At 68.4% G+C, this 22,384-nt stretch carries 20 protein-coding genes, 2 tRNA genes and 1 other RNA gene; 14 read left to right on the top strand and 9 right to left on the bottom strand.

The annotated features are described in order from the left end of the window. Positions 1-38: 38 nt before the first annotated feature. The 8 genes from L3Q65_RS42455 (at position 39) to L3Q65_RS42490 (ending at position 5,777) form a co-directional block, all read left to right on the top strand. Positions 39-112, top strand: a tRNA-Met gene (locus L3Q65_RS42455). A gap of 522 nt (positions 113-634) precedes the next feature. Beyond that, positions 635-708 (top strand) — tRNA-Met (locus L3Q65_RS42460). 239 nt (positions 709-947) lie between these two features. Continuing rightward, on the top strand, positions 948-1,448 hold the full coding sequence (locus tag L3Q65_RS42465) for a PadR family transcriptional regulator (RefSeq protein ID WP_067592944.1): 501 nt from the start codon (positions 948-950) through the stop codon (positions 1,446-1,448). Between the two features lie 64 nt (positions 1,449-1,512). Beyond that, a complete protein-coding gene (gene prfB / locus L3Q65_RS42470; RefSeq protein WP_182895335.1) occupies positions 1,513-2,616 on the top strand; it encodes a peptide chain release factor 2 in 1,104 nt (367 codons plus the stop codon). A 98-nt stretch (positions 2,617-2,714) separates the two neighbouring features. Beyond that, the gene (gene ftsE / locus L3Q65_RS42475; RefSeq protein ID WP_009073292.1) at positions 2,715-3,404 is read left to right on the top strand and encodes a cell division ATP-binding protein FtsE; all 690 of its coding nucleotides are present in this window, start codon (positions 2,715-2,717) and stop codon (positions 3,402-3,404) included. 51 nt (positions 3,405-3,455) lie between these two features. Continuing rightward, the gene (ftsX, locus tag L3Q65_RS42480; protein ID WP_009073294.1) at positions 3,456-4,349 is read left to right on the top strand and encodes a permease-like cell division protein FtsX; all 894 of its coding nucleotides are present in this window, start codon (positions 3,456-3,458) and stop codon (positions 4,347-4,349) included. A gap of 52 nt (positions 4,350-4,401) precedes the next feature. Continuing rightward, entirely contained in the window at positions 4,402-4,884 is a 483-nt protein-coding gene (smpB, locus tag L3Q65_RS42485) for an SsrA-binding protein SmpB (RefSeq protein ID WP_067593092.1), read from the top strand. Beyond that, complete coding sequence (locus L3Q65_RS42490) at positions 4,881-5,777, top strand: amidohydrolase family protein (RefSeq protein WP_237598140.1); 897 nt, start codon at positions 4,881-4,883, stop codon at positions 5,775-5,777. The genes smpB and L3Q65_RS42490 overlap by 4 nt, the downstream gene beginning before the upstream one ends. On the opposite strand, the gene L3Q65_RS42495 is transcribed toward L3Q65_RS42490, so the two are convergent. The 5 genes from L3Q65_RS42495 to L3Q65_RS42515 all read right to left on the bottom strand — a co-directional run bounded on the left by L3Q65_RS42495 (position 5,767) and on the right by L3Q65_RS42515 (position 10,039). After that, on the bottom strand, positions 5,767-7,068 hold the full coding sequence (locus tag L3Q65_RS42495; protein WP_237598141.1) for an acyltransferase: 1,302 nt from the start codon (positions 7,066-7,068) through the stop codon (positions 5,767-5,769). The genes L3Q65_RS42490 and L3Q65_RS42495 overlap by 11 nt on opposite strands. Before the next feature lie 145 nt (positions 7,069-7,213). Continuing rightward, on the bottom strand, positions 7,214-7,432 hold the full coding sequence (locus L3Q65_RS42500) for a hypothetical protein (RefSeq protein ID WP_009073301.1): 219 nt from the start codon (positions 7,430-7,432) through the stop codon (positions 7,214-7,216). Positions 7,433-7,517: 85 nt separating this feature from the next. Then, positions 7,518-8,159, bottom strand: coding sequence for a response regulator transcription factor (locus L3Q65_RS42505; RefSeq protein WP_009073303.1), 642 nt, complete (start codon positions 8,157-8,159; stop codon positions 7,518-7,520). 57 nt (positions 8,160-8,216) lie between these two features. After that, positions 8,217-9,350, bottom strand: a complete 1,134-nt coding sequence (locus tag L3Q65_RS42510; RefSeq protein ID WP_237598142.1) for a sensor histidine kinase — start codon at positions 9,348-9,350, stop codon at positions 8,217-8,219. Then, positions 9,347-10,039 carry a sensor domain-containing protein gene (locus L3Q65_RS42515; RefSeq protein ID WP_237598143.1) on the bottom strand — a complete coding sequence of 231 codons (693 nt, stop codon included), beginning with the start codon at positions 10,037-10,039 and terminating at the stop codon, positions 9,347-9,349. The genes L3Q65_RS42510 and L3Q65_RS42515 overlap by 4 nt, the downstream gene beginning before the upstream one ends. A gap of 165 nt (positions 10,040-10,204) precedes the next feature. On the opposite strand from L3Q65_RS42515, the gene ssrA reads away from it, so the two are divergent. Then, positions 10,205-10,579, top strand: a transfer-messenger RNA (tmRNA) gene (gene ssrA / locus L3Q65_RS42520). A gap of 406 nt (positions 10,580-10,985) precedes the next feature. Here the strand turns inward: ssrA and L3Q65_RS42525 are convergent. The 4 genes from L3Q65_RS42525 to L3Q65_RS42540 all read right to left on the bottom strand — a co-directional run bounded on the left by L3Q65_RS42525 (position 10,986) and on the right by L3Q65_RS42540 (position 15,315). Beyond that, positions 10,986-11,726, bottom strand: coding sequence for a class I SAM-dependent methyltransferase (locus tag L3Q65_RS42525; protein ID WP_182895330.1), 741 nt, complete (start codon positions 11,724-11,726; stop codon positions 10,986-10,988). 14 nt (positions 11,727-11,740) lie between these two features. Continuing rightward, on the bottom strand, positions 11,741-12,418 hold the full coding sequence (locus tag L3Q65_RS42530; protein ID WP_182895329.1) for a tRNA-dependent cyclodipeptide synthase: 678 nt from the start codon (positions 12,416-12,418) through the stop codon (positions 11,741-11,743). Continuing rightward, entirely contained in the window at positions 12,415-14,022 is a 1,608-nt protein-coding gene (locus L3Q65_RS42535; RefSeq protein WP_237598144.1) for a class I adenylate-forming enzyme family protein, read from the bottom strand. Before L3Q65_RS42535 ends, L3Q65_RS42530 begins: the two co-directional genes overlap by 4 nt. A 507-nt stretch (positions 14,023-14,529) precedes the next feature. Continuing rightward, positions 14,530-15,315 (bottom strand): IclR family transcriptional regulator, encoded by a 786-nt coding sequence (locus L3Q65_RS42540; RefSeq protein ID WP_237598145.1) that lies wholly within the window; start codon positions 15,313-15,315, stop codon positions 14,530-14,532. A gap of 180 nt (positions 15,316-15,495) precedes the next feature. On the opposite strand from L3Q65_RS42540, the gene hutH reads away from it, so the two are divergent. The 5 genes from hutH to hutI are packed head-to-tail and all read left to right on the top strand — an operon-like array spanning position 15,496 to position 22,313. Further along, positions 15,496-17,022, top strand: coding sequence for a histidine ammonia-lyase (gene hutH / locus L3Q65_RS42545; RefSeq protein WP_237598146.1), 1,527 nt, complete (start codon positions 15,496-15,498; stop codon positions 17,020-17,022). Positions 17,023-17,024: 2 nt separating this feature from the next. Continuing rightward, complete coding sequence (gene hutU, locus L3Q65_RS42550; RefSeq protein ID WP_182895326.1) at positions 17,025-18,686, top strand: urocanate hydratase; 1,662 nt, start codon at positions 17,025-17,027, stop codon at positions 18,684-18,686. Further along, positions 18,683-19,879, top strand: coding sequence for an allantoate amidohydrolase (locus L3Q65_RS42555; protein ID WP_237598147.1), 1,197 nt, complete (start codon positions 18,683-18,685; stop codon positions 19,877-19,879). The genes hutU and L3Q65_RS42555 overlap by 4 nt, the downstream gene beginning before the upstream one ends. Beyond that, positions 19,876-21,180, top strand: a complete 1,305-nt coding sequence (locus L3Q65_RS42560) for a formimidoylglutamate deiminase (protein WP_237598148.1) — start codon at positions 19,876-19,878, stop codon at positions 21,178-21,180. The genes L3Q65_RS42555 and L3Q65_RS42560 overlap by 4 nt, the downstream gene beginning before the upstream one ends. Continuing rightward, the gene (hutI, locus tag L3Q65_RS42565; RefSeq protein WP_237598149.1) at positions 21,168-22,313 is read left to right on the top strand and encodes an imidazolonepropionase; all 1,146 of its coding nucleotides are present in this window, start codon (positions 21,168-21,170) and stop codon (positions 22,311-22,313) included. The genes L3Q65_RS42560 and hutI overlap by 13 nt, the downstream gene beginning before the upstream one ends. The last annotated feature ends 71 nt before the right edge of the window (positions 22,314-22,384 follow it).

Consider the following 22,384-nt stretch of genomic DNA (forward strand, 5'->3'; position numbering starts at 1 on the left):
CGCCCGCCGGAAACCAGGGCGTAAGGTAGGTCCTACGACGCGGGGTGGAGCAGCTCGGTAGCTCGCTGGGCTCATAACCCAGAGGTCGCAGGTTCAAATCCTGTCCCCGCTACAGAGATGAGAGACCCGTCTTCGCGCAAAGCGCGAAGGCGGGTCTCTTTCGTTGTTGCTCTGGGGGTCGAACCCCCAGGCCTCCGCCAGGGGGCGAGCCCCCTGGACCCCCGTGTGGGGCTGCGTTGGGGGAGGGGGCTCGCTTTCGTTTGTGGTGGCGGGTGGCGGGTGGTGAATCCGGAGAAAAGTCAATGCTCGCCGGGAGAAATACCATGGCTGTTCCGTTGGCCGAGGCTGGAATATTCCAGTGATGGCAACGACTTCTGACTCTCTACACGAGACAGAAGCAGAGGTCTAAACCTGTCAAAATTGCTAGCTGTGAATCCCGGGTCGCGGGTTTGCGGTCCGACTTTGCCCTCCGGGCGAATTTCGCCTCGCGGGAGCTGGAGGTTGGGCCGCTTCTTCGGGTGGACGGCGCGGTCGGGGCGGGCGGTGGGGGTGGGGTGTTTTTGCTGGTGGAGGGGCGTTTGTGGGGGTGGTGTGAGAGGGGGATCCGGGGGGTGTAAAGTTGTTTTCACAACGACGCGGGGTGGAGCAGCTCGGTAGCTCGCTGGGCTCATAACCCAGAGGTCGCAGGTTCAAATCCTGTCCCCGCTACTTGGAAACAGGCCGGGGCTCGTGCAGATGCACGGGCCCCGGCTTTTTTGTGCGCCATTTGGCCGTCGCTCGGCTGGTGGTTGCGGCGCGGTGATCGTTTCGGCGGTGGTTGCGCAGAGTGGCAGAGTCTATTGTGGACATACCTGCGGACTGGGCTGTTAGAGGGGTTGCCGCAGGCCACAATGGACTGATTCGTGACCACTGTGGACACAGCGGCGGATAAGTGGGACCGTAGAGGGGTGTCCGAATTGAATGCAACCGCCGCCGCTCTGCTCGGTCTGCTCCACGACGGCCCCGCCACCGGCGGGCAGCTCGTCTCGGGCGCCGACGAGCGCTTCGGCGCCTTCTTCAGTGTCACCCGCAGCCAGGTCTACCGCGAGCTCCCGGCGCTCTCGAAAGAGGGTCTCGTCCGGCTCGGCAAGCAAGGACCCCGTTCGAGCCAGCAGTACGTGCTCACCGCGGCAGGCAAGAAGGCCTTCAAGACGTGGCTCACGTCCGAGGCCGGACCCGACCACCTGCGCAGCCCGCTCATCCTGCGGCTCGTGCACGCCGGCTCCCTCACGGCCAAACAGCGCGGCGCCCTGCTCGACAGCGCCCGCACTACCTACCAGGCACAGCTCGAAGAGGCCAAGAACGCCACCAAGACCGCCGACGGCCCCTACGCCAAGGCAGTCGCCGAGTTCGCCCAGGCGCAGGCCAAGGCCGCCCTGAAGCTGCTCGACTCGATCCCGCAGGCCTGAGCTCCGCCCCGGCCCCACGACCGGTTCGCGACCGGTCGTGGGTTTTGCCGTAACCTTGTCCGACGTGAGCGATGAGTTCGATGCGGCACTGAAGGACCTGACCGGCAAGCTGACGCAGATCGAGTCGGTGATGGACCTCGAAGCGCTGCGCGCGCAGGTCGCCGAACTCGAGGAGCAGGCGTCCAGCCCGACCCTCTGGGACAACGTCGAGGAAGCCCAGCAGGTCACCAGCCAGCTCTCCCACCGGCAGGCCGAGCTGCGCCGCGTCTCCGAACTGCGCCAGCGCCTCGACGACCTCGGCGTCCTCTACGAGCTCGCCGCCGACGAAGGCGACACCGGCAGCATGACCGAGGCCGAGAGCGACCTCGCCGACCTCGCCAAGGACATCGACGCGCTCGAGGTCCGCACCCTGCTGTCCGGCGAATACGACGCCCGCAACGCGGTCGTCAACATCCGCTCCGAAGCGGGCGGCGTCGACGCGGCCGACTTCGCCGAAATGCTGCTCCGGATGTACCTCCGCTGGGCGGAACGGCACGGCTACCCGACGGACGTCTTCGACATCTCCTACGCCGAAGAGGCGGGCATCAAGTCCGCCACGTTCAAGGTGACCGCCCCTTACGTCTACGGCACCCTCTCGGTCGAACAGGGCACCCACCGCCTCGTGCGGATCTCGCCGTTCGACAACCAGAGCCGCCGCCAGACGTCCTTCGCGCACGTCGAGGTCCTGCCCGAGGTCGAGGAAGTCGACCACGTCGACATCCCGGAAAAGGACATCCGCGTCGACGTGTACCGCTCGTCCGGCCCCGGCGGGCAGAGCGTCAACACGACCGACTCCGCGGTCCGCCTCACCCACATCCCGACCGGCATCGTCGTTTCGTGTCAGAACGAGAAATCGCAGCTGCAGAACAAGGCGGCCGCGATGAAGGTCCTCCAGGCGCGCCTGCTGCAGCGCAAAAAGGAGGAGGAACGGGCCGAAATGGACGCGCTCAAGGACGGCGGCTCCAGCTGGGGCAACCAGATGCGCTCCTACGTGCTGCACCCGTACCAGATGGTCAAGGACCTGCGCACCGAATTCGAGGTCGGCAACCCCACCGCGGTCCTCGACGGAGACATCGACGGCTTCCTCGAAGCCGGGATCCGCTGGCGCAAGCAGGCGAACGCGGCCTGATCCGCACTGCCGCGGCGACCCGCGCCAGGACGAGGCGCGGGTCACCCAAGGCACCGGCAACCCGGGCTTAACGGGGCCCATGGGTAGGATGCCGAACCGTGATCCGGCTCGAAGAGGTTTCCAAGGTCTACAAGACCTCGACCCGTCCCGCCCTCGAACGGGTGTCGGTCGAGATCGACAAGGGTGAGTTCGTCTTCCTCATCGGCCCGTCCGGTTCCGGGAAGTCGACGTTCCTGCGGCTGCTGCTGCGCGAAGAGGTGCCTTCCAAGGGCCGGGTCATGGTGTCGAACTTCGACGTCGCCAAGCTCGCCCGGCGCAGGGTCCCCCGCCTGCGCCAGACCATCGGCTGCGTGTTCCAGGACTTCCGGCTGCTGGCCAACAAAACCGTCGCGGAAAACGTGGCGTTCGCCCTCGAGGTCATCGGGAAACCGCGGCCCACGATCCGCAAGGTCGTGCCCGAGGTGCTCGAACTCGTCGGCCTCGACGGCAAAGCCGACCGGCTGCCCAACGAGCTCTCCGGCGGCGAGCAGCAGCGCGTCGCGATCGCCCGCGCGTTCGTGAACCGCCCGCTCGTGCTGCTGGCCGACGAGCCCACCGGGAACCTCGACCCGGACACCAGCCAGGACATCATGCTGCTGCTGGAGCGGATCAACCGCACCGGCACCACCGTGCTGATGGCCACGCACGACCATTCCATCGTGGACTCGATGCGGCGGCGGGTCGTCGAGCTGCAGCTCGGTCGCGTGATCCGCGACGACGCCAGGGGCGTCTACGGCATCGGCCGCTGACGCCCACCGCCCCCGCCCCTTCCCGCCCCGAACCAAGGAATCACGAGAGCGATGCGTGCCAGTTTCGTCTTCAGCGAGGTCGTCACCGGTTTGCGCCGGAACGTCACGATGACCATCGCGATGATCCTCACCACCGCGGTCTCGCTCGCCATGCTCGGCGGCGGTCTGCTCGCCGTGCGCACGATCGACAAGATGAAGGCGAACTTCCTCGCCGAAGTCGAAGTTTCGGTCGCGCTGGTCGACGACGTGAGCGCGAACGACAAGAACTGCACGCAGGCGCTCTGCAACGGGCTCCGCCAGTCGCTGCAGAACAACCCCGGCGTCGAATCGGTCGTGTACGAGAACCGCGACCAGGCCTACGACCGGTTCAAGAAGATCTTCGCGAGCCAGCCCGAACTGCTCGAGCTGACCGGCCCCGAGGCGCTGCCCGCGTCGCTGCAGGTGAAGCTGAAGGACCCGGACCGGTCCGACGCGATCATCAAGCAGTACACCGGCCAGCCCGGCGTCAAGAAGGTCGACGACCAGAAGAAGTTCCTCGACCGCGTGTTCAACGTCTTCAACGGCGTCCGGAACATCGCGTTCGTGATGGCACTCATCATGGCCGTCGCTGCCCTGCTGCTGATCGCGAACACCATTCAGGTTTCGGCGTTCACGAGGCGGACGGAAGTCGGCATCATGCGCCTGGTGGGCGCGACGCGGTGGTATACCCAGTTGCCGTTCCTCTTGGAGGCGGTGGTCGCCGGCACGGTCGGCGCCGTGCTCGGGGTGGTGTTCCTGCTTCTGACGAAGCTGTCCTTCCTCGACACGGTCTTCACCGGCGAAGTGTTCCCGCAGATCACCACGCTTGAGGTGCTGTTCCCGGTCGCGCCGATCCTGCTGGCGGTGTCGATCGTGATCTCGGCGATCACCGGGTACGTCACGCTGCGCCTGTACGTGCGGCACTAGCGGAGAAGAAATCGGCTGCTCGCCGTCGGACACATCACGTAAAGTGGTCGGTATGCCCAAGGAACGTGGACAGAAGGTCATCGCGTCGAACCGCAAGGCTCGGCACGATTACTCCATCCTGGACACCTATGAGGCCGGGATGGTGCTGCAGGGCACCGAGGTGAAGAGCCTGCGGGCGGGCAAAGCCTCCCTTGTGGACGCGTTCGCGACGGTGGACGACGGCGAGGTGTGGCTGCGCAACGTCCACATCCCCGAGTACACCCAGGGCACCTGGACCAACCACATGCCGCGGCGCACGCGGAAGCTGCTGCTGCACCGGCGCGAGATCGAACGGCTCATCGGCAAGACCAAGGAAAGCGGTCTGTCGCTCGTGCCGCTGTCGATGTACTTCAAGGACGGCAAGGTCAAGGTCGAGATCGCGCTGGCCCGAGGCAAGAAGGCCTACGACAAGCGGCAGTCGCTCGCCAAACGCGACGCGCAGAAGGACATCAGCCGCGCGATGGGGCGGGCGTTGAAGGGCCGGTTCACGGAGTGACGGCTGGTCCGGCCACCGACGCCGACGTCCCGGGCTGGATCGCCGGGCTCGGCCTCGACGGGATCGTCGACCTGCACGTCCACTTCCTGCCGAAGCCCGTGCTGGACAAGGTGTGGGCGTATTTCGACCGCGCCGAGCAGCATTACGGCACACCGTGGCCGATCCACTACCGCACGCCCGAGCCGGAGCGGATCGACACGCTGCGCGCGCTGGGCGTGAAAGCCTTCGCGCCGCTGGTGTACCCGCACAAGCCGGGCATGGCGGAGTGGCTCACCTCGTGGGTGCTGGACTTCGCCGACCAGGTGCCGGAAGCGGTGCCCACCGGCACGTTCTACCCGGAGCCGAGCGCGGCGTCCTCAGTGGACAGTGCGTTGCGCGCGGGAGCCCGGTGTTTCAAGGCGCACGTGCAGGTCGGGGCTTACGACCCGCGGGACGAGCTGCTCGACCCGGTGTGGGGCTCGCTGTCCGAAGCGGGCGTGCCGGTGGTGATCCACTGTGGACACGGACCGTTGCGCGGCGACTTCACCGGGCTTGAGGTGTTCGAGGAAGTCCTGCAACGGCATCCGCGGCTCACCGCCGTCCTCGCGCACGCGGCGATGCCGCAGTTCACCACTGCGTTCGAGCTGATGGCCCGCTACCCGCGAGTGCATCTCGACACCACCATGGTCGGCGTGCCGTTCGCGGAGGCGATGTCGCCGCTGCCGCCGGACTGGACGGTCCGGCTGGCGGAGGTGGCCGATCGCGTCGTCCTCGGCACCGACTTCCCGAACATCCCGTACTCCTACGCCACACAGCTGCGGGCGATCGCCGGCTGGGCAGCCGACAATCGCCTTGGCGAGCCGTTCCTGCGGGCGGTGCTGCACGACACCCCCGCGAAGCTCCTCAGCGTTTGACCGCCACGAGAGCCCGGCTCCGCGGCATCGACACCTGACGTCCGGCCAGCGCGTACCCGGCCGCGACCAGCGCCACCCACGGCAGCGGACCGGTCAGCAGGTTGTCGTTGAGCGGCGCGAACCCGTGCGCGGCCAGCCCCAGGAGACCGCCGGAGGCGAGCAGGCCCGCCAGCACCAGCTGCGGCGTCCGAGCGGTCACGACCAGGCCGTCCGGCTGCATTTCGAAGCGCTGGAACAGGCGCAGCAGCCCCAGCAGCACCGCGCCGCACACGGCGAACCAGGCGGGTGCCATCAGGAACCACATCGACGAACCCGGGGTCGGCGTCGAGTAGCCGAGGCCGAAGACGGTCACGCCGGACACCACGACCAGTGCGGGCATGTGCCAGAGATAGACCGACATGAACCGCGGGCTGAGCCAGCTGAGCGCCGCGGTGACGCGTGGGAGCGAGACAAGCTTCTCGCGGAAGGCCAGCAGGAACCCGATCTGGCCGAGCGCCAGGAACAGCAGCAGGACGGTGGGCGGGCTCATGTTGGACACCGGCGCGCCCGGCATGCCGATCATGCTCGCCGGGTACGGACCGAACGCGACCAGCAGCGCCGTCACCCCGAAACCGGCGGCGGACACGGCGAGCGCCGCGCGGCGGCTGAGCGCGCCGAGACGGCCTTCGACGTAGTGGAAACCAAGCTGGTGCACGGCGACCCAGACGATGACGGCGTTGGCGTATCCGATCATCCCGAGGTCGGAGAACCGCGCCACGTCAACGAGAACGCCCAGTCCGGCCAGTACCGCCGGAACCGCGAGACCCCAGCGGCGGTGCGCGGCGACCATCAACGGCGTGAGCAGCACGGTGAGCAGGTAGACCGAGAGGAACCAGAGCAGTTGCGCCGCGATCGCGCTGGCCACCTGGACCGGTTGCGGCGGAACTCCCATGCCCTGCAACAGATCCGGTACGACGAGCCACACCGCCATCAGCGGCAGAACCGGAACGAGCAGGCGACGGACGCGTCCGGCGAACCAGGCGCGCGTGGATTCCGCGCGGCGCAACGAGATCAGGTTCGCCGCGCCGCCGGCGAAGAAGACGAGGGGCATGACTTGCGAGGCCCAGGTGATGATCCACCAGCCGGGGGTCGCGAGGGCGTTGCCGGTGGCGAGAGTGGTGCCGGAGAAGGAAAGCACCGGCATCGTCCAGTGCTGCGCGACCACCGCGAGGATCGCTCCGGCGCGTACCACGTCGAGAAATTTGTCCCGGGTTGCCCTTGCGCCGCGGGTCTGCAGCTGGCTCGTCGTCATGCTGAAGAGCCTGTCGCGTTCCGGGTGCGGAAACAGCGGTGCTGACCACCGAAAACGGGGTCGGGTCAGCAGGAGGCGAAAGGTGGGGTTTGCCCTACCGCGGGTTCTCGTGAACGGCAATGCCGGTTCCAACCGGCATAAACACTCACGAGAGGGTGTCCGGCTCCGGCTCGGACTCGTGCGCCTGCACCCGGTAGGCCCAGCCGTTCTCGGTCAGGCCGAGTTCGTACCGCGTCTCGATTTTCGGGCCGCCGTGCAGGTGGATGTGGCGCACTACGGTGCCCGGAACCGGTTCCTCGTCGGCGAGTTCCTGCACCCGGCCGTCGAGCGGGCCGCCGAAGAAGCGGACGCTGCGGTCGGACATCGGACTCTCCTCGCTCGGCTCGGACATCAGTCCATGGTAGGCGAGGAACCGCCGTCGATGCTGCCGTCAGTTCGAGTGAGGGGTATCAACGGCCGAGGTAGGTCAGCACCGCGCGAACCCGGCGATGTTCTTCGGAACTGGCCTCGAGACCGAGCTTCGAGAAGATGTTGCCGATGTGCTTTTCGACCGCTCCGTGCGACACCACCAGCGAGTTCGCGATGGCGTTGTTGGACAGTCCCTGCGCCATCAGGCCGAGCACCTCGGACTCGCGCGCGGTGAGCGAATCGAGCGGATTGCGGCGGCCGCGGGCCATCAGCTGGGCGATGACGTCGGGGTCGATGGCGGTGCCGCCGTCCGCGACGCGCCGGACCGCGTCCAGGAACTCGTCCACGTCGGCGACGCGCTCTTTCAGCAGGTAGCCGACGCCTCCGGCGCCTCCGGACAGCAACTCGACCGCGTAGCTTTCCTCGACGTACTGCGAGAGCACGAGCACCGGCAGGCCGGCGATCTCCTTGCGGGCCGCCAGCGCCGCGCGCAGGCCCTCGTCGGTGAACGTCGGCGGCATCCGGACGTCGACAATCGCCAGGTCAGGACGGTGTTCGGTGATCGCGCCGAGCAGATCGTCCCCGTTGTCGACCGCGGCGACGGTCTCAATGCCCTCGTCGGCGAGCAATCGGGTGACCCCGGCCCGAAGCAACACGGCGTCTTCGGCGATCACTACCCGCATCAAGGCCCCCAGGTCCGTGAGTGAAAAGCTCCCGCAGGCTATTCACTCACGGACGGGTCACCATTGACACGGCAGGTCCGCTCTGATGACCGTCGGCCCGCCGACCGGGCTCACGACGGTGATCACGCCGTCGATGGTCGCCGCTCGGTCGGCCAGCCCGGCGAGCCCACTGCCAGGGCGCACCTCGGCGCCGCCGTGCCCGTTGTCGGTGATTTCGGTGATGACGTGCGTTTCCGAGCGCCAGACCTTCACCATCGCCTCGGTCGCGCCGGAGTGCTTGGCGATGTTGGTGAGGGTCTCGCCGACGATGAAGTACGCGGTGGTCTCGACCGCGGCCGGCGGCCGGGGCTCGACGTTGACGTGCACGTCCACCGGGATCGGTGACTTCGCGGCCTGCGCGGACAGGGCCGCGTCGAGACCGCGGTCGCCGAGCACGGCGGGGTAGATGCCGCGGGCGAGGTCGCGCAGCTCGGAGACGGCGAGCTTGGCGTCCGAATGGGCCTCGTCGATCAGGTCGCGCACCGCGTTCGGGTCGTTGTCGAACTTCGACTTCGCCCGGCCGAGGCTCATCGCGACCGCCACGAGCCGCTGCTGAGCGCCGTCGTGCAGGTCGCGCTCGATCCGGCGGCGCTCGGCCTCCGCGGCGTCCACGCCACGAGCCCGCGACGCCTGGAGGTGTTCGGCCTTCTTTTCGAGCTTCTTCGTGCGGTTCGGGCCTAGCAGCGACAGCGCCAGGTTGCCGTGCAACCAGCCGAGCCACGGCGTCACCCAGATCGCCATCGGCAGCAGCACGATCGACGCGAGCGCGATCGGCAGCTCGACGATCGCCAGCGGGAACGCGACCATCAGGTAAGCCAGGTCACGCCAGGTCGTCGGGTCGGACAGCCGGGTCAGCCAGCGGCGGGTCATCGGCTGCCCGTCCAGCGGCAGCCGCTCGACCGGGCCGAGCGGGGTGCCGAGCATCCGGCGGGCCCAGCGCCGCTCCAGGTCGCCCGACCAGCGGATGAAGCCGGTGACGGCCAGCAGGATCGGGAAGCCGATCCAGATGATGAGCGTCGCCGTGCCGGCGGTCGCGCCGACCACGATGAGGATGAACTGCAGCAGGCGCAGCACGAACGACGGGATCATGTACGCGATCGTGCGTGCCGGATGCGGACGAGGGTGCTCCGGAGGCGGGTCTTGCGCAGTCATCCGGCCACCGTGATCCCGTCGATCTCGTTCCACGAGCGCTCCATGCGCCGCCGCTGGGCGACCGTGGGCCGCAGGAACCCGGCCGCGAACGCGGCGTGCAGGGCCGCCAGCCCCTTGGTGAGGGCCACGGCGATCGCGGCGAACAGCACCCCCAGCGCCGCCCAAGGCAGCGCGGTCACCGTCGAGTCGACGACGAACCACTGCACATCGTAGCTCGGGAAGGCGTAGACGCCGTCCGGAAGGAAGCGGTAGTAGACGGGCAGGCCGACCAGGCCCAAGCTGACCGCCCACACCGTCACGACCAGCACGAACTCCACCAGGCCGAGCGGGAAGAGCAAGAACAGGTAGGACAGGTCACGCCAGGTCGCCGGGTCCTTCAGCCGGGTCAGCCAGCGCTGCTTCTGCCCTGACGGCGGCAACGGCAGATACGGATCGTCGATGTACACGTCGAGCAGCGCGAACACCCGCCCCCGCTCGACCCGCCCCGCGGTCCGCGCGAACAGGACGAGCAGCGCGAGCAGCGGAACCCCCAGCCACACGATGAGCGTCCCCAGCCCGGCCGACCCGAGCGTCACGATGAGCGTGAACGAGAGGATCCCGACAGGCAGGTTGAGCAGGAGATACGCCAACGCCCCGCCCAACGGCGGAGTGCGGCGCCCAAAAGTGCGACCGGCGGGCACGGTGACCATGGCGGGGCTCCCTCACTGCGGAAACTGACCTGCTCAGCATGGCCGGAGCGGCACCGGGCAACCAGGGGGCGAGCGGGCATCTTCGGGGTGGGGCCAGCCCTACCCCATGCCGGAATTATCGGGTTGCCGCGCGGGTTATGATGGTGAGGTTACAAGCACCTACAAGGGGGTGAACGGTTTCGACTCTGGACGTTGAATCAAGGGAAGCGTGCCGGTGCAGGCGAGAGACCACCGCAAGCGTCATCGCAACCTAATAAGCGCCAAGGCCAATAGCCAGCGCGACTTCGCTCTCGCTGCCTGATCGCAGTAGAGCAAGTCTGTCGGCCCGGGGTCGCCTCCGACCCGGTCGCCGGCATCAGCTAGGAGGCTTACCGCCGGTCCCGGCCACGGGGCCCGGTAGGGAAGCAAACAGTGGCTGGGCCCGTCACTTCAGCTTGTTCGCGTGACTGAAGGGGCCAAGCAGAGACACAGCGGACTGCGCACGGAGAAGCCTTGAGGAGGCGCTAGAGGACCCGGGTTCAATTCCCGGCACCTCCACTCGATTCGCGGGAGAGCCCTGCCCACGCTGTACGCGTGGGCTAGGGCTCTTCTTCGTCATTCCCCTTGGGGGTCGGACCCCCAAACCCCCGCCAGGGGGCGCAGCCCCCTGGACCCCCATCGCGGTGGGTGCGTTTGGTTGGTGGGGTTCTGCAAGAGGGGGCGGCGGGGTTGCCGTTTTTCTGTGGCTTCGATCCCGCCGCTGCTTGGTGCGCTCTTCGTTGACACCGGTTGCTCCCGAACCGGATTGGGGGCGCACGGTTTCGCAGCGGGCCTGGCGTCCTGCGAGGACAACACCACTGCGGTGATCGCGGCGGCCGCGACTGCTACGAGTGCCGCTTGTCCTGAGAATGCGCAACGCAGCCGGTTCGTGCTGGACGCGCGAACCGGCTGCGTTGGGGGCGTGCTGCTACGGCTTTGTTGCGGTGATAGTCAGGCTGGTCGGGTTCTTTGCGCAGCGAGCGGCACGGTCCTGGTCAGCTGGGGCGACAGTCTCGGAGGGCTTCACCAAATCCCACGAGACGTTCGTGAACCCGGCGGTTTCCAGGACTTCGACGATCGTCTCCGTGGGCCAGTGGTGTACTTCGATTTCCGTGGGCGGCGTCGTCAGGACGGCTACCTTGAACTTGTCGCCTTCCTTGGGGTTCGCCGGGCGGTAGGTGCGGAAGCCCGCTGCGGTTTCGGATTCTTCGCTGGAGTTGGCGTTCGCGCTCAGGATTGCCAGCTTGCCGCCCGGTTTGAGGTTGGCGTGCATGGTGTTCGCCATGGTTTGCATGGTCTTCCGGGTGTCCGCGTAGTGCAGGACATGGATGGCTGTCACTACGTCGAACTCGCCTTGGGGCGGCATTGCCGCCAGGTCTTGGACCTCGTAGGTGATGCCTTGCGGGTTTCGCGCTTCCGCCTGCTGGGCCAGCGCGATCATGCCGGGCGAGAGGTCGGTGCCGACTACTTGCGCGGCGCCCAACTGCTTGATGCGGCGGGTGAAGCTGCCTTCGCCGCAGCCTACGTCCAGTACTCGCAGGCCGCGCAGATCGCCTAGCAAATCCTTGAACGAGGGCCATTCCAAGTTTTCCCGGACGAAGCTGATTATCGCTTCCACGTCGGCGAAAGCAGTGGCTACCTGGTCGTACTGGTCGACGGATTCCGTCATCGAAATCTCCGGTTTCAGGCGGGGCGGATGGTGGCGTAGCCCTGGCCTGGTTCTGGTTTCAGGGCTGCGGCGTCCGAGAAGATTACGTTCGCCAGGGGGAGGGGTTGATGGTAGAAGTTCAGGGAGGCGTCTACCTCGAAGATTCTGCAGGAAGATACGAAGAAAGGCAGTTCGGCGATGAGGTAGTTTTTCGCTTCGGCGATTTGCGCGGGCGTGGCATCGCCGGTCAGTCCTTTGGCAGCCAGCACTTCTTTGGTCATTTCTGTGCTGGCTGAAGCCAGAGTGGGGTCCGCCGCGGTCAGGTGGGTGCAGTGCTCCAGAACCTCGGTGTAGGTGAGGTTTTCCGAGAGTTCGGACATGCGGTGCAGGCCGTCGGCTGGTCTTGGGCCGCCCAGGTCCGTCCATGCTCGGAGGACTCGGTTGCGCAGGACGTTGGTTTCCGACCGGGCCTTCTTCGCTGCCTTGGCCTCGTCGTAGCCCAGGGCGGTGAAGGTGTGTTTCAGTGCGCTGTCGGGGATGACGACGTCGATTTGCTTGAATTCCGTTTGCAGCCAGTCCAAAGTGGAACGCAGGCGGTCGACGTTGAAGTAGCTGTTGCCCGGGCTGACACCGAAAACCGCGTGGCGGCGGGATTCCCAGACCTCTCGGCAGGACGTGGTCAAGGGTTCCACGCTGAAGCCGTTGCTGATCATGTCCAGCGTCCCGTGCCGGGGGTGGCGACGGTGTCCAGGTGGGTGCGGCGCAGTTCTTCCCGCACGATTTTGCCGGTCGCGGTTCTCGGCATGTCCGTCGCGGCGATGACGACGGGGTCGGCCAGTGCGGGGAGGCCGGTGCGGGCCCGGGACCAGTCGATGTCGTCCAGGCGGCCGTCCCGGGTGGCGACGACGGGGAGGGGCAGGTCGTTGTCACGGGGGAGGATGGCGACGTCCGATCCTTCCGGCAGGCGGTCTACCAGGGTGTCTTCGAATTCCAGGTAGCCGATGCCGGACGCGAAGTTGACCTCGCGGTCGACGATCTTCAATGCCCCGGTCGGGGTGAGGATGCCGATGTCGCCGGTGTTCCACCAGTCGCCCACCAGTTTTTCCTTCCAGCGTTCGGGTTCGCCGTAGTAGCCGGCGCAGCGGGCCTTTGTTTTGGCCAGAACCAGGCCGGGGCGGCCGCGGTCGACGGGTTCGAAGGTGTCCGGATCGACGATCTTGAGGGTGACGAAACCGGGCATCGGGCGGCCTACGACGCGCGGGCCGGGTTTGTGGTCGCGCGGGCGGTTCGCGGAGCGGCGCGAGAGCACGGTCATGCCCATGCCGCCGGTTTCCGACTGGCCGTAGCCGTCGCGCCAGAGCGGGAACGGGTGCCGGGACGCGTTCAGGAAGCGGCGGATGACCGGCCAGCGGATCGCGTCGAAGTTTCCGGCGAACAAGCGGATACGAGCGAACGGGTTGTTCGCGCCGGTGCGGATCAGCGGGGCCATGGCCGAATAGTCGATCGGCAAGGCTTCCATGAACGTCGGCTGGTAGCGGCGGAAAACGCGGTCGACTACGTCCGGGGAGCTGTCGTCCATGGCCAGCACGGTGGCCGGGGACAGCGTCAGCACCGAATAGATCCAGGTGAAGGCCCGGGCATGCACGTAGGGCGTGAACATGGCCACGACGTCGTTGCGGCGGAACGTCAGGGGCGGGAAATGGCGGCATTCCAGCCTGGCCATTTGTTTTTGGATCGTGGCTGGCGGGAAGATGATCAATTTGGGGATGCCGGTGGTGCCGGAGGTGTGGGTGAGCATGAGGAGTTCGTCGTCCCGGCGGGGGACGGGGTGCAGGTGCGGTTCCGCTTTGAGGTCCGCGTAGGTCTGCGCGTGCGGGGAGTCGCCGTTGACGCTGAAGATCTTTCCGGCGAGATCCGGGAACGCCTCGGGGGTGATTTCCGCGCGTTCGATGCGTTCGGCGTCGGTGACGACCGCTGACGGTTCCACCCGGCGGATCAGGCTTTGTGCGGCTTCCTTTCCCAGCAAACCGGACAGTATCACGGCGACCGCGCCGAGCCGGGAGATCGCGGCGGCCAGCAGAATGCAGTCGAAATGATTGGCTTTGTAGACGACCACCCGGTCGCCGGGTTTCACGCCCGCTTTACTCAGCACGCCCGCGGAATCCCGGACCAAGGCCGCGATCGCGGGCAGGTCGAGGCTCGAGCGGTCTTCCCGGTCGATGTCCAGCGGCCGGGACAGGTGGAATGTCATGGGCTTGCCGGAACTGCTTCGGTGATCGAACAGTTCGCCCAGGCTGAAGGCCCAGTTCGGTTTCATGGATGAAGTGCTCCTATGCGGTGCTGTCCGGCAGCACAAGGTCGGTTGCCGCCCTCGCCCGAATGCGGGCAAGGGTGAGCGCAGCGAGTCGAATTGCGCGCGAATCGCTGTGCGGGAATGTTCGAAAGGCAGAGCAATGCCGATCCGGGCACCGCCCCCGCGGCACCCGGATCAGTGAAGGTGGCCTACCGGTTGCCGGTAAGCAAACAAGCAGGAACGTACTGAAGCGAATCCACTCAAGCCCCCTGATGTTTTGAGTTTCGCTTTAAACCCATTAGAGCTATACCTGAGCGGATAGTGACTGTCAATCGTCCGTTGGCGGTGGTCAATGCGGGTATTACGGCAAGTGGGGGACGCCGTGCGGTGGCGCCGCAGTGCGGTCGTGTCGGTTTTGTCGTAGCTTGAATGAAGCGCTTGCGCAGTTGAACACTTCGGTTAAGGTATGCTCGTTCGCGGGGACGTTCTGGGGGTTAGTGTTTTATTTCTGGGGGAATTGACGGGAGGGTGTCACGCTGGGCGGGTGCCGCCGATGTGCGTGGTGAGTGTCGCGGCTGTCGCGGCGACGGCTTCGGCCAAGTCGGGGAAGGTTTCTTCGCAGGGGCCGTCGTCCGGGCAAAGGTGGCGCAGTGTCACGCTGATCGCGGCCATCGGCCTGGAACCGTGGTCGAATACTGGGGCGGCGACAGAGGCGAAGCCCGCTGTCACGTGACCGTCTTCCACTGACCAGCCGAGGCGGCGTTCGGTCGCCAAGGTGCGGCGTAGCGCGGCCAGCGAATTGGGGCCGCGCGGAGTGCGCAAGACGAATGACGCGGCGGCCGGGAACAGGGCGCGGACGTGTGCGGCTGGCAGATGCTGGAGCATCGCGCGGCCGGACGCGGTCAGATGCGCGGGCAGTCGCACACCGACATCGGTGACCAGGGTTTCCGGGCGGGCCGGGCGTTCCTTGATCAGGTACAGCGATTCGTTGCCGTGCAGGACGCCGAGGTGCGCGGTGTGGCCGATGCGGTCGACCAGTTTGCGCAGCAGCGGCCCGGCCAGCCGCTCCAGTGGGTCGTGGCGCAGGTAGGCCGAGCCGAGTTCGAAGGCGGCGATGCCGAGGCCGTAGCGGCGTTCGGCGGGCAGATGGGTGACGAAACCGGCCGCGGTCAGTTCGTTGAGCAGGTGATATGTCGTCGACCGGGGCAGTTCGAGGTCGCGCGCGATGGCCGCGGCCGAGACCGGGCCCGCGTGGCCGGCGAGCAGGCGCAGCACGGAGAGGCCGTTGCGCAGGGCGGGAACGTCGGAACTGCTCACTGGGGGCTCCTCTGCCTCCTCCGGAAACGGCGCGAGGGGACCCCTCGCACTGCCCGAACGGAGTATGAGGGGTCCCTTCGCACCGGTGGTCGAGGCTCTCGCCACGTGTTGTCTTGGATACCAGACACTACCGCGAACTCCGCCCTGTCGCCGCGGCCCGCCGGGAGGTGCAATGGCGGCATGCCGGAACCAGTCCTCCTGAGCTCGAAGCCGATGACCGCGGCGCAGGTCGTCGACATCGTCCGCGGGCACGCGCACGTCGGGCTCGCCGAGACGGTCGAGAAGAACCTCGCCGCCACCCGCCAGCACATCGAAGACCTCGCCGACGCCACGTCGCCGACCTACGGGGTCTCGACCGGATTCGGCGCGCTCGCCACGCGCCACATCCCGGTCGAGAGCCGCACCGCGCTGCAGCGCAGCCTGATCCGGTCGCACGCCGCGGGCGCCGGGCCGGCGGTGGAGCCGGAGGTGGTGCGCGCATTGATGCTGCTGCGCCTGCGCACGCTGGCCAGCGGCTACACCGGCGTCCGCCCGCAGACGGCGCAAACGCTTGCGGCGCTGCTCAACGCGGACATCACGCCGGTCGTGCACGAGTACGGCTCGCTCGGCTGCTCCGGCGACCTCGCACCGCTGGCCGCGGTAGCGCTCGCGTTGATGGGCGAGGGCGAGGTGTTCCACGCGGGCGAGCGGAAGCCCGCCGCGGACGCTCTGCGGGCGGCCGGGATCACGCCGCTCGTGCTGGCCGAGAAGGAGGGCCTCGCGCTCACCAACGGCACCGACGGCATGCTCGGCATGCTGTTGCTCGCCGCCGCCGACCTGCACCGGCTGCTGGACGTCGCGGACCTCACCGCGGCGATGAGCGTCGAGGCGCTGCTGGGCACCGACCGCGCGTTCGCCGCCGATTTGCAGGCGCTGCGCCCGCATCCCGGCCAGGCGACCAGCGCGGCGCGGATGTTCGCGGCGTTGCAGGGGTCGAAGATCGTGGAAAGCCACCGCGGTCCGGACTGCAACCGCGTGCAGGACGCGTACTCGCTGCGGTGCGCGCCGCAGGTGCACGGCGCCGCGCGGGACACGCTGACGCACGCGGAACTGGTTGCCGAGCGGGAACTCTGGTCCGCGGTGGACAACCCGGTGGTGCTGGCCGACGGCCGGGTGGAGTCGAACGGCAACTTCCACGGCGCGCCGGTCGCGTACGTGCTCGACTTCCTCGCGGTGCCGGTGGCGGACGTGGCGAGCATCGCCGAACGCCGCACCGACCGGATGCTCGACCAGGCGCGCTCGCACGGCCTGCCGCCGTTCCTCGCGCACGACCCTGGCGTCGATTCCGGGCACATGATCGCGCAGTACACGCAGGCCGCCGTGGTCAGCGAGCTGAAGCGGCTCGCGGTGCCCGCCTCGGTCGACTCGATCCCGAGCAGCGCGATGCAGGAGGACCACGTGTCCATGGGCTGGTCCGCCGCGCGCAAGCTGCGCAAGGCGGTCGACGGCCTGACCACCGTGCTCGCCGTCGAACTGCTCACCGCGGCCCGCGCGCTCGACTTCCGCGCGCCGCTGCGGCCCTCGCCGGTCACCGGACGCGTCCGGGACCTGCTGCGCACCAAGGTCGAGGGCCCCGGCCCCGACCGTCACCTGGCGCCCGAGATCGCGGCCGCCGAAGAACTCGTGCGGTCGGGCGCTGTCCTGGCCGCGGCCGAACTGGAGGCCTGAGCATGACTAGCACCGCCCGTACCGTCCGCGCCGCCCGCGGCACGTCGCTGACCGCGAAGAACTGGCAGACCGAGGCCGCCCTGCGGATGTTCCACAACAACCTCGACCCCGAGGTCGCCGAACGGCCCGACGACCTGGTCGTCTACGGCGGCACCGGCCGCGCCGCGCGCAACTGGGCGAGCTTCGACGCGATCACCCGCGAGCTGACCGCGCTGGAACAGGACGAGACGCTGCTGGTCCAGTCCGGCAAGCCGGTCGGCGTGTTCCGCACGCACGAATGGGCGCCGCGGGTGCTGATCGCGAACTCGAACCTGGTAGGCGACTGGGCGACGTGGCCGGAGTTCCGCCGGCTGGAGCAGCAGGGCCTCACCATGTACGGGCAGATGACCGCCGGTTCGTGGATTTACATTGGCACGCAAGGCATTCTGCAGGGCACGTACGAGACGTTCGCCGCGGTCGCGAAGAAGCGGTTCGGCGGAACGCTGCGCGGCACGCTCACCGTCACCGCCGGGCTCGGCGGCATGGGCGGCGCGCAGCCGCTCGCGGTCACGATGAACGACGGCGTGGCGTTGTGCATCGAGGTCGACGCCCAGCGCGCGCACCGGCGCGTCGAGCACCGCTACCTCGACGAGGTGGCCGACGACCTGGACGACGCGATCCGGCGGGTCACCGCGGCGAAGAAGGAGCGGCGTCCGCTGTCGGTAGGCGTGGTCGGCAACGCCGCCGAGGTGCTGCCGGAGCTGTTGCGCCGCGACGTCGAGGTGGACATCGTCACCGACCAGACGTCGGCGCACGATCCGCTGTCCTACCTGCCCAAGGGCATCAGCGTGGACGACTGGCAGGACTACGCGGCGAAGAAACCGGACGAGTTCACCGACCGGGCGCGCGAGTCGATGGCTGACCACGTCGACGCGATGCTCGGGTTCCTCGACCGCGGCGCCGAGGTCTTCGACTACGGCAACTCCCTGCGCGGCGAGGCGAAACTCGGCGGTTGCGAGCGCGCGTTCGACTTCCCCGGCTTCGTGCCCGCCTACATCCGGCCGTTGTTCTGCGAGGGCAACGGTCCGTTCCGCTGGGCCGCGCTGTCCGGCGACCCCGACGACATCGCCGCGACCGACCGCGCGATGCTCGAGCTGTTCCCGGAGAACGAATCGCTGGCCCGCTGGATCAAGATGGCCGGCGAGCGCGTCGCCTTCCAGGGCCTGCCCGCGCGGATCTGCTGGCTCGGCTACGGCGAACGGCACCTGGCCGGCCTTCGCTTCAACGAGATGGTCGCCAGCGGCGAGCTGAAGGCCCCGGTCGTGATCGGCCGCGACCACCTCGACTCGGGCAGCGTCGCCTCGCCGTACCGCGAGACCGAGGGCATGGCCGACGGCTCGGACGCGATCGCCGACTGGCCGCTGCTCAACGCACTGGTCAACACCTCGTCCGGGGCGAGCTGGGTGTCCATCCACCACGGCGGCGGGGTCGGCATGGGCCGGTCCATCCACGCCGGGCAGGTGAGCGTCGCGGACGGCACGCCGCTGGCGGCGCAGAAGCTGGAGCGGGTGCTCACGAACGACCCGGGCATGGGCGTCATCCGGCACGTCGACGCCGGATACGACCGCGCGGCCGAGGTCGCCGACGAGCGCGGTGTGCGGGTGCCGATGAGGGAGCAGGCGTGACCGCATCCGGGCTGCTCGGCGAGATCGCCGACGTCGGGCGCGATGCCCGGCGCGGCGGTTACTCACGGCACGCGTTCGATGCGCCGGAGCACGACCTGCGCACGTGGTTCGTCGAACGGGCGCAGCAACTGGGCCTTGACGTCGAGACCGATCGCAACGGCAACCTGTGGGCGTGGTGGGGTGCTCCCGGCGCGGACGCGGTCGTCACCGGCAGCCACCTGGACTCGGTGCCGGGCGGCGGCGCGTTCGACGGGCCGCTTGGCGTCGTAAGCGCGCTGGCGGCGGTGGAAGCCTTGCAGGCCAAGGAATTCCGTCCGGCCAAGCCGTTCGCGGTGGTGGTCTTCGCCGAGGAGGAGGGCGGGCGTTTCGGCGTGCCGTGTCTCGGTTCGCGGCTGCTCACCGGGACGATTGACGCGGACCGGGCGCGGGCGCTGCGGGATCCGTCCGGCGTCACGTTCGCCGAGGCCGCGGCGAAGTCCGGGCTGGACGTGGACCGCGTCGGCGCGGATCCGGACCGGCTCGGGCTGATCGGGCGATTCCTGGAACTGCACGTCGAACAGGGCAGGGGGCTGATCGACCTCGGGTCGCCGGTGGCGGTCGGCAACACGGTGATCGCGCACGGGCGGTGGCGATTCTCCTTTGCCGGGCAGGGAAACCACGCGGGTGCGACGTTGCTCGCGGACCGGGTCGATCCGATGCTGCCCGCCGCCGAGACCGTGGTCGCGGTGCGGCGGCTGGCGCGGAAGACGCCGGACGCGCGGGCGACCGTGGGTCGGCTGGTGCCCACGCCGGGCGGGACGAACGTGATCGCGTCCACTGTGGACCTGTGGCTGGACGCGCGCGTGCCGGGTGCTTCGACTCCTGCGCTGGTCGAGGAGATCACTCAAGCAGCGCGGGCCGCGGCCGAGGCGGAAGGGTGCGAGCTGGCGGTCACGCGCGAGTCGTACTCCGACGACGTGGTGTTCGACGAGTCGCTGCGGCGGTCGCTGGGGGAGTGGCTGGGCACTCCGCCCGAGTTGCCCACGGGTGCCGGACATGACGCGGCGATCCTGTCGGGATTCGTGCCGTCCGGGATGCTCTACGTCCGCAATCCGACCGGGATCAGCCACGCGCCGGAGGAATTCGCTGAGGCGGACGACGTCGAGGCCGGCGTTCGGGCGCTGGCCGAGGTGCTGGAGCGGCTCGCGAGATGACCACGTACTGGTGCGAACGGGCCTGGCTGCCCGACGGGATCGCGGAAGCGGTCCGGATCGAGATCGCGGGCGGCCGGATCGTTTCGGTGACCGCTGACACGGACACCACCGGGACTGTCCTTAACGGACTGACACTTCCCGGCTTCGCCAACGGGCATTCGCATGCGTTCCACCGCGCGCTGCGGGGCCGGACGCACCACGAGCGGGGCACGTTCTGGACGTGGCGGGAGCGGATGTACTCGCTCGCCGCCCGGCTCGATCCGGATGCGTACTACCGGCTCGCTCGGGGCGTCTACGCGGAGATGGTGCTGGCGGGGTACACGAGCGTCGCCGAGTTCCACTATCTGCACCACGGCCCGGGCGGCAAGCCGTACGCGTCGCCTAACGCGATGGGCGACGCGTTGCGACAGGCCGCGCGGGACGCCGGAATCCGGATGACCCTGCTCGACACCTGCTACCTCGCGGGCGGGATCGGCGTGCCGCCGGACGAGGTGCAGCAGCGGTTTTCGGACGGTTCCGCCGAGAAATGGGCGGAACGCGTCGCGTTGTTGAAGGAAGACGACCTGTTCCGTGTCGGCGGGGCGATCCACTCGGTGCGTGCGGTGCCGGAGTACGAGCTGCCGAAGGTGGACAACGCGGTGCCGAAGGACCGGCCACTGCACATCCACCTGTCCGAGCAGCGCGCGGAGAACGAGCAATGCGAGGCCGCGTACCGCTGGACGCCGACCGGGTTGCTCTGGGATTACGGCGTGCTCGGCGAGCGGCTCACCGCGGTGCATGCGACGCACTTGACCGAGCAGGACATCAAGTGGCTGGGCGATTCCCGGAGCGGCGCGTGCTTCTGCCCGACCACCGAACGGGACCTCGGGGACGGCATCGGCCCGGCCCGGAGCCTGCTCGACGCGGGCGCGCGGCTCGGCATCGGGAGCGACAGCAACGCGGTGGTCGACGCGTTCGAGGAGACCCGGGCGCTGGAACTGGACGATCGGCTCGCCAGCGAGGAACGCGGCAGGTTCACCGCGGAAGAACTGCTCTCCGCTGGGACCGAGCACATTTCCGCAGGTTGGCCGGAGACCGGCACGCTCGCGCCTGGTGCCGGGGCGGACCTGGTCACGGTCGCGACGGACACGGTGCGCACGGCCGGGATCGAACCGTCCGGCGTGCTGTTCGCCGCCGCGGCCGCGGACGTCCGTACCGTGGTGGTGGCCGGGCGGGAAGTGGTGCGCGACGGTGCGCACATGCTGATCGAACGACCGGAAACCTTACTGGCCAAGGAGATCGAGGCGCTGTGGCAGTACTGATCACCGGAATCGGCGAGCTCACCACGAACGACCCGGAGCTGGGCAAGCTTCGCGACGCCGCGCTGGTGCTCGATGGCGAGACCGTCGTGTGGGCGGGTCCGGCCGCGCAGGCTCCGGACGCCGACGAGCGTGTCGACGTCGAAGGTCGCGCGGTGCTGCCCGGGTGGGTCGACAGCCACACCCATCTCGTGTTCGCGGGGGACCGCACCGCCGAGTTCGAGGCGCGGATGGCCGGACAGGCTTACGCGGCAGGCGGAATCGCGGTCACCGTCGACGCGACGCGGGCGGCTTCGGACGAGCAGCTGGCGGCGAACCTGCGTCGACATGTCGAGGAAGCGGCTGCGCAGGGCACGACCTGTCTGGAGACGAAGACCGGGTACGGCCTCAATGTCGTTGACGAGACTCGGTCGGCGCGAATCGCTGGCGAGGTCGCGGACGAGGTGACCTTCCTCGGAGCGCACCTCGTGCCGCCGGGTGCCGACGCGGAATCCTATGTGGACCTGGTCTGCGGCGAGATGCTGGACGCCGTCGCACCGCACGTGCGCTGGGCCGATGTGTTCTGCGAGACCGGTGCGTTCGACGAGGCACAGTCGGCGCGCGTGCTCAAAGCGGCGGCGGAGCGCGGGCTTGGGCTGCGGGTGCACGGCAATCAGCTCGGCGAGGGTCCGGGCGTGCGGCTGGCGGTGGAGCTGGACGCGGCGAGCGTGGACCACTGCACGTACCTGAGCGATGCCGACGTCGAGGCGCTCGCGTCGTCCAACACGGTCGCGACAGCGTTGCCCGCGTGCGATTTGTCCACGAGGCAATCGCTCGCTCCGGCACGGCGGCTGCTCGACGCCGGCGCGACGGTCGCGTTGGCGAGCAACGCGAACCCGGGCAGTTCGTACACCACGTCGATGGCGTTCTGCGTGACGACGGCCGTGCTGCAGATGCGGATGACCGTGGACGAGGCCGTGTGGTCGGCAACGGCCGGCGGTGCGCGGGCACTGCGCCGGGACGACGTCGGGTATCTGCGGCCGGGCGCGCGGGCCGATGTGCATGTACTCGACGCGCCGTCCACCACGCATCTCGCTTATCGGCCCGGGGTCCCGTTGACCCACGCGGTGTGGCGGAAAGGGGCAAAGCTCCGTTGATCAGGTGGCGACGGCGTCCGCGGCTGCGCTAACGTGAAAGGGAACAGGACGCGCGAAAGACCATTGTCCGG

It is taken from the genome of Amycolatopsis sp. FU40, from assembly GCF_021903635.1.
GTDB lineage: Bacteria > Actinomycetota > Actinomycetes > Mycobacteriales > Pseudonocardiaceae > Amycolatopsis > Amycolatopsis dendrobii.

Excerpts from the sequence above, each read along its gene's own strand:
- ftsX (WP_009073294.1), top strand. The coding sequence starts at position 3,456 with ATGCGTGCCAGTTTCGTCTTCAGCGAGGTCGTCACCGGTTTGCGCCGG.
- smpB (WP_067593092.1), top strand. The coding sequence starts at position 4,402 with ATGCCCAAGGAACGTGGACAGAAGGTCATCGCGTCGAACCGCAAGGCT.
- L3Q65_RS42495 (WP_237598141.1), bottom strand. The coding sequence starts at position 7,068 with ATGACGACGAGCCAGCTGCAGACCCGCGGCGCAAGGGCAACCCGGGAC.
- L3Q65_RS42500 (WP_009073301.1), bottom strand. The coding sequence starts at position 7,432 with ATGTCCGACCGCAGCGTCCGCTTCTTCGGCGGCCCGCTCGACGGCCGG.
- L3Q65_RS42505 (WP_009073303.1), bottom strand. The coding sequence starts at position 8,159 with ATGCGGGTAGTGATCGCCGAAGACGCCGTGTTGCTTCGGGCCGGGGTC.
- L3Q65_RS42510 (WP_237598142.1), bottom strand. The coding sequence starts at position 9,350 with ATGACTGCGCAAGACCCGCCTCCGGAGCACCCTCGTCCGCATCCGGCA.
- L3Q65_RS42515 (WP_237598143.1), bottom strand. The coding sequence starts at position 10,039 with ATGGTCACCGTGCCCGCCGGTCGCACTTTTGGGCGCCGCACTCCGCCG.
- L3Q65_RS42525 (WP_182895330.1), bottom strand. The coding sequence starts at position 11,726 with ATGACGGAATCCGTCGACCAGTACGACCAGGTAGCCACTGCTTTCGCC.
- L3Q65_RS42530 (WP_182895329.1), bottom strand. The coding sequence starts at position 12,418 with ATGATCAGCAACGGCTTCAGCGTGGAACCCTTGACCACGTCCTGCCGA.
- L3Q65_RS42535 (WP_237598144.1), bottom strand. The coding sequence starts at position 14,022 with ATGAAACCGAACTGGGCCTTCAGCCTGGGCGAACTGTTCGATCACCGA.
- hutH (WP_237598146.1), top strand. The coding sequence starts at position 15,496 with ATGCCGGAACCAGTCCTCCTGAGCTCGAAGCCGATGACCGCGGCGCAG.
- hutU (WP_182895326.1), top strand. The coding sequence starts at position 17,025 with ATGACTAGCACCGCCCGTACCGTCCGCGCCGCCCGCGGCACGTCGCTG.
- L3Q65_RS42560 (WP_237598148.1), top strand. The coding sequence starts at position 19,876 with ATGACCACGTACTGGTGCGAACGGGCCTGGCTGCCCGACGGGATCGCG.